Origin of the sequence: Polaromonas sp. (assembly GCF_049790275.1) — a bacterium.
Taxonomy (GTDB): Bacteria; Pseudomonadota; Gammaproteobacteria; order Burkholderiales; family Burkholderiaceae_C; genus Polaromonas.
In genome coordinates, this window is sequence record NZ_JBAQYR010000121.1 from 1 (window position 1) to 12,073 (window position 12,073).

Consider the following 12,073-nt stretch of genomic DNA (forward strand, 5'->3'; position numbering starts at 1 on the left):
CCCTGCAGGCGCAGGGCCTGCGGCCCGTGCTGCTTGAAATGCCGGCGCATGGGCGCAGCACCGGCTCCACCAGCAACCTGCCGCAGTTCGCACGCGCCCTCGACTATGCAGTCGCTCGCCTGCGGCAGGAAGGCCACCAGATCCACGCGCTGGTGGCGCATTCGCTCGCGGCCAACGCAGGCGCGTATGCGGCCAGCCGCGGCCTGCCGGTCGGCAAGCTGGTGCTGCTGGCGCCTCCGGCTTCGCCCTATGAATACACCCGGCTGTTCGCACATGTGTTCGGCCTGCACGAGGTCACGCGCGCAGCCATGCAGCGGCGCATCGAAGCCCGCGAGGGCATATTGATGCCCCAGTTCGAGCCCGCTGCGGTCGGCCCGCGCATTGCCCAGCCCACGCTGGTGATACACGACCGCCGCGACAGCATCAACCGTTTTGCCGACGGCGTGGCTTACAGCGAGGCCATTCCCGGCGCGCGTTTGCTGGCGACCGACGAACTCGGGCACCGGAAGATCCTGAAAGATCCGGAGGTGATGCGCGAACTCGCCGCTTTTGTCGCGCGCTGACTAAACAACGGCCCTTGCCCGCCCCTTGTGCCGCGCGTCCATTGCCCCTAGGATGGCGCCACTTACAAGGAGTGGGACATGGACAAACCAACAGGTGTATTCAGCTGGACGGAAAAGAGCAGCGCGGTACTGCAACAGGGCGGCGTGATCGGCCCCGACGAGCGCCTGCCCTGGCCGCAAACCGCAGTGATGGGCGTGCAGCATGTGATTGCGATGTTCGGCGCCACGGTGCTGGCCCCCATCCTGATGGGCTTCGACCCGAACATTGCCATCCTGATGAGCGGCGTCGGTACGCTGATTTTTTTCCTGATCACCGGCGGCAAGGTACCCAGCTACCTGGGCTCGAGCTTTGCCTTCATCGGCGTGGTGATCGCCGCCACGGCGTACGCCGGCAAGGGGCCCAACCCCAACATCGGCGTGGCGCTGGGCGGCATCATCGCCTGCGGCCTGCTGTACACCATCATCGGCGCCATCGTGCAGGCGGTGGGCACCGGCTGGATAGAACGTTGCATGCCGCCTGTAGTCACCGGCGCCGTGGTCGCGGTGATCGGCCTGAACCTGGCCGGCATCCCGATCAAGAACATGGCCGCCAGCAACTTCGACTCGTGGATGCAGGTTGTGACCTTCGTCAGCGTGGCGCTAGTCGCCGTGATGACACGCGGCATGGTACAGCGCCTGCTGATCCTGGTGGGCCTGATTGTCGCGACACTGGTCTACGCAGTACTCACCAACGGGCTGGGCCTGGGCAAACCGGTGGACCTTTCTCCCATTGCCAATGCCGCCTGGGTGGGCCTGCCCGGCTTTGCGGCACCGGTGTTCAGCGCCAGTGCGATGCTGCTGATCGCTCCGGTGGCCGTCATCCTGGTCGCAGAAAACCTCGGCCACATCAAGGCCGTGACCGCCATGACCGGCAAGAACCTCGACCAGTACATGGGCCGGGCCTTCATCGGCGACGGAGTGGCCACCATGGTCTCGGGCGCTTCGGGCGGCACCGGCGTCACCACCTATGCAGAGAACATCGGCGTCATGGCCGCAACAAAAATCTATTCGACGGCGGTGTTCGTGGTCGCCGGCCTGATTGCAGTGGTGCTGGGCTTCAGCCCCAAGTTCGGTGCGCTGATCCAGGCGATTCCTCTGCCGGTGATGGGCGGCGTCAGCATTGTGGTGTTTGGCCTGATCGCGGTGGCCGGCGCCAGGATCTGGGTCGACAACAAAGTCGATTTTTCAGACAACAAAAACCTGCTGGTGGCGGCCATCACGCTGGTGCTGGGCACCGGCGACTTCACGCTGAAATTCGGCCAGTTTGCGCTGGGCGGCATCGGCACGGCCACCTTCGGCGCCATCCTGCTGTACGCCCTGCTCAACCGCAGGAAATAAAACCAGGCAACAAGTGCCCGCCTGAACGGGGTCTGGCGGGGCCTATTTCGCCTGTGCTCTGGCGAGCGCCGCCTTGGTGGCGGCAAGCTCGCGTTCCACATCGGCACGTTCGCCGATTTCCTGTTCCAGCAGCTCGTTGACATGCGCAAGGTCGGCGGCAGATTCCTGGATCTTGCCCTCCAGCTCGCCTGTTTTTTCCAGCGCCTGCGCCACATCCCCGGTCTGGATATGGTCGGGGATTTCCTGCTTGAGCACCGCGTTGATCACAAACAGCTCGGCACCGGACTGTTTCACGGTTTCCTCGACGGTTTCGTTCCGGTCAAGCGCACGTTCCAGGGGTGTTTCCGCCGACGGTGCCGGCTGCTGACGCGATGACTGTGACTGCTGGGACATGGGAAACCTTCTGTTAAGGGCCATCGGCCAAAAAAAGCAAATCCGCCACAGGGGCTGCGGGATGCGTGCAGGCCGTATGGTAGCCAGATGTAGCACCGCAGGCCAAGGCATGTCCCCGCAAGCAGGAGGTTTTAGGGCAAACCGCGCAAAAAGTCCACGCGGGTTCTACCGCTCTCAGGGCTTTCCTGTGGACTTGGGTGCGGGCTTTAGCTTGGGCGCGGGGTCCGGATTGAAGATATTGCCCAGCGTCGCGCCCAGCCGGGCACCAATCGCCGTCCCCACGCCGGGCAGCACGGCCGTGCCCAGCACCGCGCCGGCGATGGCGCCCCGGGGCACGGAAACGGCCACCTTGTCCACCGGCCCGCTGAGCAGGAGCGGAACCCCGACGATGCCGTCCACCAGGTCCACCGCCAATTCTGCCTCGATCTGCCGGTTGGCCAGCCGCACCTTGCCGGAGGCACTGAGGGCGCCCGAGCTGGCCTTGACATTCGTGTAGGTGGCCACCATGCCCTGCGGCGTGTTCTGGGTGTCAAGCTGGCCGGTGACGGACTCGAGTTCGGTTTGCCCCGCATGTTCCCGGCCCAGGCTGCGAACCGCCTTGTCCAGATCGAAGCGCAGCAAGGTGGAGCGGCCCATGGTGAAGGCGGTTTGTGTGTGTAATGAACGCGCCAGTTCGCCCACGGTGCTTCCGGCGGCGGAGAGCTGGGTGCTGCCCGAGGCCTTGCCCGCAATGACCGGCTTGCGGTTGAAAGCCGAAACAGCGCTGGCCACATCGATTCCCGCGGGCTGCAAGTGGCCTTCAAGCTGCATCCGGCCGCTGTCGCGGGTCTGCAGCGCCACTTCGCCATGGGCCGTACCACCACCCAGGTTGATGTGGGTAGTCCAGCGGTCTTCCTGTCCCTGGCGCGTCAAGGTGAGATCGGTGGCGGGCTGGAAACTGGGCCGCCGCACGCGCGCCTGCCGCGGCCGCCAGTTCGCATCGAAGTCGATCTCGCCGTCATACACCACGGCAACACCATGGCGCGATATCCAGGTCAGGTTGCGGAACACGAAACGATCGAGCGGTGTTGCCGCGACATCGGACACCAGGCGGGCAGGCCGGACATCCAGCGCGCGCAAGGACAGTTGCGGCACCACAGCACCATCAAGCTCGACGCGGTCAAATTGCAGCCGCCTCGAAAGCAGTGCGCCCAGGTTCGGGTAGGCCGTGAGTTTTTTGACGGTGATGGACTGCGGCTGGCCGGTTGCCGCGTCTTCCAGCACCACGGCCGGCACCGGCAGCAATCGCCAGTGCAGCGCACCTAACGCCACAGGAACACCAAACCGGCTTTGCAGTTCGGCGCGCGCACGGGCCGCCAGGTCCTCATCGCTGGGCAACAGCAGCACGAGCATCAGCCATGACACGCCAAGCAAGGCTGCCAGCACGCCGGCGGCGACCATCCATTTACGTTTTTTCTGCATGCTTTTCCCGCTGTTGAAGCCTTGCCCCCCGCCTGTCCGCTGCTTCCTCCACCTTAATCGGCAGCACGCTCAGCCCTTGTAGGCCGCAATCTCTTTATAGTCGGTGCTTCCCGGACTTTTTGAAACCTTGGAACTGCGATGCCTACCTGGAAAAGACCGATTTCCGTCGAACTGCTCACCCTGCACAACGCCAACAGCGCAGTGACGCACCTGGGCATTGAATTCCTGGAGGTTGGCGATGACTTCATCCGCGCCCGCGTGCCGGTGGACGAACGCACGCGCCAGCCCTACGGCCTGCTGCATGGCGGCGTGTCGGTGGTGCTGGCTGAAACGCTGGGCTCCTGCGGTGCCGCCTTTGCCGCGCCCGAAGGCCACCGCACCGTCGGCCTGGACATCAACGCCAACCACCTCAAGGGGGTCAGCAGCGGCTGGGTCACCGGCATCACGCGGCCGGTGCACATCGGACGCAGCACCCAGGTGTGGGCCATCGAGTTGACGAACGATGCCGGCGAGCTGACCTGCGTGTCACGCATCACGATGGCGATGCTGGTTCCGCGTTAAGAGTCAAATCGGCCTCCAGCCCTTACCGGACGGGCGCAAACAGCTATCAATAAGATTGCATGTGAGTCGTTCAGTCCGCGGCCGACCGGGCCATGCGTTCGCTCTTCCAGTAGACGTCGTCGCCACCGTTCATGCGGTTGAGCACACGCGACAGCACAAACAGCAGGTCGCTCAGCCGGTTCAGGTACTGGCGCGGCGATTCCTTCAGGGTTTCGGCCTTGTCCAGCGCCACCACCGCACGCTCGGCGCGGCGTGCCACCGTGCGGCACACATGGGCCAGCGAAGCCGCGCGCGAGCCGGCCGGCAGGATGAACTCCTGCAGGCGCGGCAGGGTGGCGTTGTATTTTTCCAGCGCCGCATCGAGCAGTGCCACCGCCTCTGGCTTGAGCAGCTCGAAGCCGGGAATCGACAGCTCGCCGCCCAGGTTGAACAGCTGGTGCTGCACCTCGACCAGCAGTTCGCGCACATCGGCCGGCATCTCTTCACACAGCAACACGCCGATCTGGGAGTTGAGCTCATCGACATCGCCCATCGCATGCACGCGCAGGCTGTCTTTGGACACACGCGTGTTGTCGCCCAGGCCGGTGGTGCCGTTGTCTCCGGTGCGGGTGGCGATCTGGGTCAGTCGGTTGGCCATGAATGTGCTTCCGGCAGGCACGCCTGCGTTACGGGAGGAAAGAAAATGTGTTTGAAGCGCTGTACATGTCAGCGAGGCAACACCGTGCAAGAGTGCTGGCCGGGCATGCCGGGCTGCGGTGCAATGGCGGCCTGTTCAATTCACGGACCCCTTCCCCTCATGACTCCCACGCCTCATTTTATTCCCAACTTCGAAGTCCGCAGTGTGCTGCTGCTGGCGGCGCTGACCGTGGGTACAGCGCTGGTCAGCCAGGCACAAACAGCCGGCGCGGACCATCCGCCGGCACGTGCCATTCCCGTTGCACAAGAGGTTGAAGCGGCCTTCCAGCGTGCCGATGTCAACAAGGACGGCCGCCTCAGCCGGCAGGAAGCGGCACGTTTTCCCGTGATCGAGCAGAATTTCGACCAGATCGACACCGACCGCGACCAGCTGATCTCGCCCGCGGAGTTCCAGGCGGCGCTCAAGACCTGACGCCGGGGCTGTGAGGCCATGCTTGCCCCCGACGCCCGGAAGGACCGGACACGTCGTAAACTGTGGGCCAGCCTGGAGACACCATGAACGCCCCCGCCCATCCCGACCATTTGCTGCCCCAACTCAATCTGCGCGCCGTCCCGCCGGAACTGATCGAGGCCCTGAAAACACGGTTTGCCGAACGCTGCTCCACCGCCCTCGTGGTGCGTGAGCAGCACGGCCGCGATGAGTCTTCGTTTGCGGCGCCGCCGCCGGCGGCCGTGGTGTTTGCCGAAAGCACGGCGGATGTTGCCGATGCGGTGAAGCTGGCCGCGCAGCACCAGGTGCCGGTCATTCCCTTTGGCGTCGGCACCTCGCTCGAAGGCCACCTGCTCGCGGTGCAGGGCGGCATCAGCGTTGACGTGAGCCGCATGAACAAGGTCCTGTCCATCAATGCCGAAGACCTGACCGTGACCGTGCAGGCCGGCGTCACGCGCAAGCAGCTCAACGAAGAGGTCAAGAGCACCGGCCTGTTCTTCCCGATCGACCCCGGCGCCGACGCGACGATAGGGGGCATGAGCGCGACGCGCGCCAGCGGCACCAACGCCGTGCGTTACGGCACCATGCGCGAAAACGTGCTGGCGCTGGAAGTGGTGACCGCCAGCGGTGAGGTCATCCGCACCGGCACGCGCGCCAAGAAATCATCGGCCGGTTACGACCTCACGCGCCTGATGGTGGGCAGCGAAGGCACGCTGGGTGTGATCACCGAAATCACCGTCAAGCTTTACCCGCTGCCCGAGGCGATCTCGGCCGCGATCTGCTCCTTCCCGAGCATCGAAGCCGCAGTGCGCACCACCATCCAGATCATCCAGCTCGGTGTTCCGATTGCACGTGTCGAGCTGATCGACGCCAACACGGTGCGCATGGTCAACGCCTACGCCAAACTCGGCCTGCGGGAAGAACCCATGCTGCTGATGGAGTTTCACGGATCACCCAACAGCGTCAAGGAACAGGCCGAGACCGTGCAGGAAATTGCAACCGACATGGGCGGCAATGCCTTCGAGTGGGCCAGCACCCCCGAAGAGCGCACGCGCCTGTGGACAGCGCGGCACAACGCCTACTTCGCGGCCATCCAGTCACGCCCCGGCTGCCGCGCGATTTCAACCGACACCTGCGTGCCGATCTCGCGCCTGGCCGACTGCCTGCTCGACTCGGTCAGCGAAGCCGATGCCAGTGGCATCCCCTATTTCCTGGTCGGCCATGTAGGCGACGGCAATTTCCACTTCGGCTACCTGATCGACCCGGACTCGCCCGAAGAACGCGCGACTGCCGAAGCGCTGAACCACACGCTGGTGACACGCGCGCTGAACCTGGAAGGCACCTGCACCGGTGAACACGGCGTCGGCCTGCACAAGATGGATTTCCTGGTCACCGAAGCCGGCGATGGCGCGGTGAACATGATGCGCACCATCAAACGTGCGCTGGATCCGCACAACATCATGAACCCGGGCAAGATTTTCACGCTGTGAGCCGCTCCGGTCGGTTTGCTGCCCGAAGCCGTCAGGTTGCGTCCGGCCGCGCCAGGCTTTGTGACGGCCGGCGCAAGGTGGCATCAAAGGGGTTGATGCGGGCACCGATGGCTGCAGCCTCGCGCTGGAGCAGTTCCACCACGGTCGGCAAGCGGTCCGGGCTCAGGCGCGACGCGATCGTGCCCACGCTCAGTGCGGCCACGGGGCGGCCGTCACGGTCCAGCACGGGCACGGCCACGCCGGCCATGCCTTCAAGCAGGCCGGTGTTGCGCCCCGCATAACCGAGCTGGCGCACGCGCTCGATTTCGGTACGCAGGTAAACCTCGTCGAGCACGCCGTACTCGCGCACGCGCGGCAGGTTGAAACGAATCACTTCCTCGCGTTCGGCCTCGGGTAGCAGGGCCAGGATGGCGAGGCTGCCCTGGCCTATGCCCAGCGCCACCCGGCCCCCGATGTCGCCGGTGAATGAGCGTATCGGGAACGGTCCCTCGCTGCGGTCCAGGCACACGACGTCGAAGCCGCTGCGCACCAGCAGGAAGATGGTGTCGCCCAGGCTGGCGCACAGCCGCAGCATGGACGGGCGGCACAAGGCCCGCAGGTCCATAGCGTTGCCGGCCTGTGCGGCCAGCGCGAAAAAGTCGATGCTCAGGCAATAAAGCCTGGACGAAGCGTCCTGCTCCACGATGTGCTCGGCCACCAGGCTTTGCAGCAGGCGATGGGTGGTGGCCTGGGTCAGGCCGGTGGCTTTTGCAAGATGGGTGATGCGCCCGCCCCTGGCCTGTGTGGCGGCCAGCGCACGGATGATGGCAAAAGCCCGCTGCACACTGCTGGAGGCGCTGTCTTCGTTTTTCATCTCATCTCTTTGAACGGAATAGAAGATCAGTCAATTCGATTTGTATTCCATTCTACGGAATTACTTTGATAAATATCTTTATATACGGAATAAGCTATTGACGCTTTTTTATCCCATGCCCTAGCATGAATGTCATCAAAGCGTCTTCAGGCAGCATGTTCCAGCGCCAATCGCGCCTTCAGTGCCCTTCAATTTCCCCGTGTTTGCGGAGGTACCCATGTCTTTCCTGACCCTGGCGAATGTGAGCAAGACCTACGGCGCCACACATGCCGTGATCGACATGAACCTGTCCGTGGAAAAAGGCGAATTTGTCTCGCTGCTCGGGCCCTCGGGCTGCGGCAAAACCACCACGCTGCAGATGATCGCGGGTTTTTCGGACGTCACGGCCGGGCGCATCACGCTGGACGGCCGCGACATCACCCATGCCAAACCGAACAGCCGCGGCCTCGGCATCGTGTTTCAGAGCTACGCGCTGTTTCCCCACATGAGCGTGGAAGGCAACGTGAGTTTTGGCCTGGAGATGCGGCGCATGCCCAAAGCCGAACGTGCCGAACGCGTGAAGGCAGCCCTGGCCCTCGTGCACCTGGAGGCGCATGCTGCACGTTATCCGCGCGAACTGTCGGGCGGCCAGCGCCAGCGGGTCGCGCTGGCCCGCGCCCTGGTGATCGAGCCGCCGGTGCTGCTGCTCGACGAGCCGCTCTCCAACCTCGACGCCAAGCTGCGCGAGGAAATGCAGTTCGAGCTGCGGCAGATCCAGCGCAAGGTCGGCACCACCACCGTGATGGTCACGCATGACCAGACCGAGGCCATGTCCATCAGTGACCGCGTGGTGGTGATGGAGGCCGGGCGCGTGACGCAGATCGACCAACCGCACCGCCTGTACGAACATCCGCAAACGCGTTTTATTTCCAGCTTTGTCGGCAAGGCCAACCTGCTGGAGGGCCGTGTGACAGCCACCGGCACCTGGGCCACCGTGGATCTCGGCACGGTGTCGATGGAAGTGGAGGCCCCCGGGCTGGCCGCGGGTGATGCAGTGGTGCTCAGCCTACGGCCCGAAAAGATCCGCCTGATGCCCGCGGGCCAGGGACGCCTGGCCGGTACGGTGCGCCAGCGTTTTTTCCTGGGCAGCCAGTGGCTTTACCAGGTGGCAACCACCGCCGGCGAGTTGGTGGTGGTCTGTTCCAACGACGGCGCGGCGCCCGCCGAAGAGGGCATGCACATCGGCCTGGATTGGACAGCGCAGCAGGTGCGCCTGCTGCCCGGCGCCCGGCATCTGGCGCATGAGCCGGCACCTGCGCTGGAAACACAGGCATGAACGCTGCCGTGCCGATGCCAGCCACCCAACGGCCCGGCACCGCCCGTGCGCCGTGGCTGCTGTCGGCCCCAGCCTTCCTGCTGTTTGCCTGCCTGCTGCTGGTGCCGCTGGCCCTCACGGCCGTGCTGTCCTTCCAGGTGTTCGACCACGCCACCGGCGTCAAGAACAGCTTCACCCTGGCGCATTACGCCGCGGTGCTGACGGACGACTACTACCACCGCATCTTCTGGCGCACTTTCTGGATCTCGGCGCTGACCACCTTCATCTGCGTGCTGGTCGGCGCGCCCGAAGCCTATGTGCTCAGCCGCATGCGCAGCCCGTGGCGCTCCATCCTGCTGCTGGTGGTGCTGGCGCCCCTGCTGGTGTCGGTGGTGGTACGCGCCTTCGGCTGGAGCATGCTGCTCGGCCCCGAGGGCCTGGTGAACCAGGCCATCCGCGCCCTGGGCCTGCCCACCATGCGCATCCTCTACACCGAGGCGGCCGTCATCATTGCGCTGGTGCACGTGATGCTGCCTTTCATGGTGATCCCGGTCTGGACATCGCTGCAAAAACTCGACCCCGGCGTGGAAGACGCGGCGCTGTCGCTCGGAGCGTCGCCCTTCACCACCTTGCGCCGCATCATTTTTCCGCAGGTGCTTCCCGGTGTCCTGTCAGGCAGCCTGATCGTCTTTGGCCTGAGTGCCAGCGCCTTCGCCATCCCCGGGCTGCTGGGCGGGCGGCGCCTGAAGATGGTGGCGACCGTGGTGTACGACGAATACCTGCACGAGCTCAACTGGCCGCTGGGCGCGGCGATTGCACTCACGCTGCTGCTGGCCAACCTGGTGTTGATGCTCAGCTACAACCGCGTGCTTGAGCGCTCCTACAAGAAATCCATGGGTTAGGGCTGCAGCATGTCAAAAAACGGCCCCATCGCCCTCCTCTTCAACGCCCTCGTCATCGCCTTCATGATGGCGCCGCTGGTCATCGTCTGCGTGGTGGCTTTCACGCCCGAGAACACGCTCACCATCCCCACCACGCAGTTCTCGCTGCGCTGGTTCAGGGCGGTGTTTGCCCATGCCGACTTTGTGCAGTCCTTCCGGAACAGCCTGTGGCTGGCCTTCCTGTCGGCCACGCTGGCCACGGTGCTTGCCGTTCCTGCCGGACTGGCGATTGCGCGCCACAGTTTTCCGGGGCGCGACTTCCTCAACGGCCTGTTCCTCTCGCCGCTGATCATTCCGCATCTGGTGCTGGGTGTGGCGCTGCTGCGCACTTTTTCACTGATAGGCGCCACCGGCAGCTTCTTCTGGCTGGCGCTGGCGCATGTGGTCATCATCACGCCCTATGCGCTGCGCCTGGTGCTGGCATCCGTGGCGGGCAGCGACCGCAGCGCGGAGCAGGCTGCCCTGTCGCTGGGCGCAAGCCAGGCCACGGTGTTCTGGCGCATCACGCTGCCGATGATCCTGCCCGGCGTGACCGGCGGCTGGCTGCTGGCTTTCATCAACAGCTTTGACGAAGTGACCATGTCGATCTTTGTCACCGCACCGTCGACTGTGACCTTGCCGGTGCGCATGTACATGTACGCCACCGAATCGATTGATCCGCTGATGGCGGCGGTCTCCGCGCTGATGGTGGCGCTGACCGCCGTCGCCATGCTGGTGCTGGACCGCGTGTACGGCCTTGACAAGATCCTGGTGGGCCATCGATGAACCCGCCCCTTTCTCCAGGAAAAACCATGGGCCTGCTCAAACGTGTGGCCGAAAGCGGCCGCACGCCGGTGCGCTTTGTGCTCAATGGCCAGGCCCTGACCGCACTGGCCGGCGACACCGTGCTGACCGCGGTGCTCACAAATTCGGCGCAGCTGCGCAACAGCGAATTCAGCGGCGAGCCGCGCGCCGGCTTTTGCCTGATGGGAGCCTGCCAGGACTGCTGGGTCGCCACGGAGTCAGGACAGCGCCTGCGCGCCTGCGGCACCTTGATTGAGGAGGGCATGTGCCTGGTGACAGGCGTGGAGGCCGTGCCACGGAACAGTGGCGACCCTGACGAAATGACCAACGCAGGGGGCCTCACATGACAGCATTGCAGCCCGTCATTGTGGGCGCAGGGCCGGCGGGTGTGCGGGCCGCGCAGACGCTGGTGGCACACGGCTTGCGGCCGGTGGTGGTTGACGAAGCGCCGCGCTGGGGCGGGCAGATCTATCGCCAGCCGCCGCCCGGCTTCAACCGGCCCGGGCGCACGTTGTACGGGTTTGAGGCCGGACGGGCCGAGGCCCTGCACACCGCGATGGCGGACATCCTGGACCGGGTGGACTACCGGCCCGACACCCTGGTCTGGAGCGCCGAAGACGGCCGGCTCGACCTGCTCAGCCACGGGCGCACCGACACACTGCCCTATGGCCAGCTCATCGTCGCCACGGGCGCGACAGATCGCGTGTTGCCATTTCCGGGCTGGACCCTGCCCGGCGTCTACACCCTGGGCGCAGCGCAGGTGGCATTGAAATACCAGGGCTGTGCAATCGGCTCGCGCGTGGTCTTTGCCGGTACCGGACCCTTGCTCTACCTGGTGGCATACCAGTACGCGAAGGCCGGCGCACAGGTGGTTGCGGTGCTCGACACCGCCAGCTTCAAAGACAAGGCAGCGGCCCTGCCATCCCTGCTGCGCCAGCCGGCGGTTTTCGCCAAAGGCCTTTACTACCTGGGCTGGTTGCACACCCACGGTGTGCCGGTGCACCAGGGCGCGCGGCTGGTGCGGGCCACAGGCGACGCGCAGGTCAGCGGCCTGTGCTGGCACGACGGGCACAGCGAATACCGGCTGCCCTGTGATGCCGTGGGCTTCGGTTATGCGCTGCGCTCCGAAACCCAGCTGGCCGACCTGTTGGGCTGCCGCTTCAGCTACAACACCCTGCAGCGTGCGGCGCTGCCCGAGTGTGATGCGGCGGGGCGGAGCAGCGTGCCCGGG

The 12,073-nt window shown here is 65.1% G+C and carries 14 protein-coding genes; 10 read left to right on the top strand and 4 right to left on the bottom strand.

Annotated elements, in window-relative coordinates:
* Both WA904_RS16915 and WA904_RS16920 read left to right on the top strand, forming a co-directional pair.
* A partial coding sequence (locus WA904_RS16915; RefSeq protein ID WP_425198299.1) for an alpha/beta fold hydrolase occupies positions 1-563 on the top strand: 563 nt, incomplete at its 5' end.
* A gap of 78 nt (positions 564-641) precedes the next feature.
* Entirely contained in the window at positions 642-1,940 is a 1,299-nt protein-coding gene (locus WA904_RS16920; RefSeq protein WP_425198300.1) for a solute carrier family 23 protein, read from the top strand.
* Between the two features lie 42 nt (positions 1,941-1,982).
* On the opposite strand, the gene WA904_RS16925 is transcribed toward WA904_RS16920, so the two are convergent.
* Positions 1,983-2,333 carry a hypothetical protein gene (locus tag WA904_RS16925; protein ID WP_425198301.1) on the bottom strand — a complete coding sequence of 117 codons (351 nt, stop codon included), beginning with the start codon at positions 2,331-2,333 and terminating at the stop codon, positions 1,983-1,985.
* Between the two features lie 174 nt (positions 2,334-2,507).
* Positions 2,508-3,794 (bottom strand): AsmA-like C-terminal region-containing protein, encoded by a 1,287-nt coding sequence (locus WA904_RS16930; RefSeq protein WP_425198302.1) that lies wholly within the window; start codon positions 3,792-3,794, stop codon positions 2,508-2,510.
* A gap of 138 nt (positions 3,795-3,932) precedes the next feature.
* On the opposite strand from WA904_RS16930, the gene WA904_RS16935 reads away from it, so the two are divergent.
* Positions 3,933-4,355, top strand: a complete 423-nt coding sequence (locus WA904_RS16935; RefSeq protein WP_425198303.1) for a hotdog fold thioesterase — start codon at positions 3,933-3,935, stop codon at positions 4,353-4,355.
* A gap of 70 nt (positions 4,356-4,425) precedes the next feature.
* Here the strand turns inward: WA904_RS16935 and WA904_RS16940 are convergent, their stop codons facing one another.
* Positions 4,426-4,992: a cob(I)yrinic acid a,c-diamide adenosyltransferase gene (locus tag WA904_RS16940; RefSeq protein WP_425198304.1), complete on the bottom strand. Its 567-nt coding sequence runs from the start codon at positions 4,990-4,992 to the stop codon at positions 4,426-4,428.
* A gap of 159 nt (positions 4,993-5,151) precedes the next feature.
* On the opposite strand from WA904_RS16940, the gene WA904_RS16945 reads away from it, so the two are divergent.
* A complete protein-coding gene (locus WA904_RS16945) occupies positions 5,152-5,463 on the top strand; it encodes an EF-hand domain-containing protein (RefSeq protein ID WP_425198305.1) in 312 nt (103 codons plus the stop codon).
* A gap of 83 nt (positions 5,464-5,546) precedes the next feature.
* Positions 5,547-6,971 (top strand): FAD-binding oxidoreductase, encoded by a 1,425-nt coding sequence (locus WA904_RS16950; protein WP_425198306.1) that lies wholly within the window; start codon positions 5,547-5,549, stop codon positions 6,969-6,971.
* 31 nt (positions 6,972-7,002) lie between these two features.
* On the opposite strand, the gene WA904_RS16955 is transcribed toward WA904_RS16950, so the two are convergent.
* On the bottom strand, positions 7,003-7,824 hold the full coding sequence (locus WA904_RS16955; RefSeq protein ID WP_425198307.1) for an IclR family transcriptional regulator: 822 nt from the start codon (positions 7,822-7,824) through the stop codon (positions 7,003-7,005).
* A 217-nt stretch (positions 7,825-8,041) separates the two neighbouring features.
* On the opposite strand from WA904_RS16955, the gene WA904_RS16960 reads away from it, so the two are divergent.
* From WA904_RS16960 to WA904_RS16980, 5 genes are all read left to right on the top strand, one after another.
* Positions 8,042-9,139, top strand: a complete 1,098-nt coding sequence (locus tag WA904_RS16960; RefSeq protein ID WP_425198308.1) for an ABC transporter ATP-binding protein — start codon at positions 8,042-8,044, stop codon at positions 9,137-9,139.
* Entirely contained in the window at positions 9,136-10,020 is an 885-nt protein-coding gene (locus WA904_RS16965) for an ABC transporter permease (RefSeq protein WP_425198309.1), read from the top strand. Before WA904_RS16960 ends, WA904_RS16965 begins: the two co-directional genes overlap by 4 nt.
* Positions 10,021-10,029: 9 nt before the next feature.
* The gene (locus WA904_RS16970; protein ID WP_425198310.1) at positions 10,030-10,824 is read left to right on the top strand and encodes an ABC transporter permease; all 795 of its coding nucleotides are present in this window, start codon (positions 10,030-10,032) and stop codon (positions 10,822-10,824) included.
* Positions 10,821-11,189: a (2Fe-2S)-binding protein gene (locus tag WA904_RS16975; RefSeq protein ID WP_425198311.1), complete on the top strand. Its 369-nt coding sequence runs from the start codon at positions 10,821-10,823 to the stop codon at positions 11,187-11,189. Before WA904_RS16970 ends, WA904_RS16975 begins: the two co-directional genes overlap by 4 nt.
* On the top strand, positions 11,186-12,073 hold an 888-nt coding region (locus WA904_RS16980), incomplete at its 3' end, for an FAD-dependent oxidoreductase (RefSeq protein ID WP_425198312.1). The genes WA904_RS16975 and WA904_RS16980, both read left to right, overlap by 4 nt.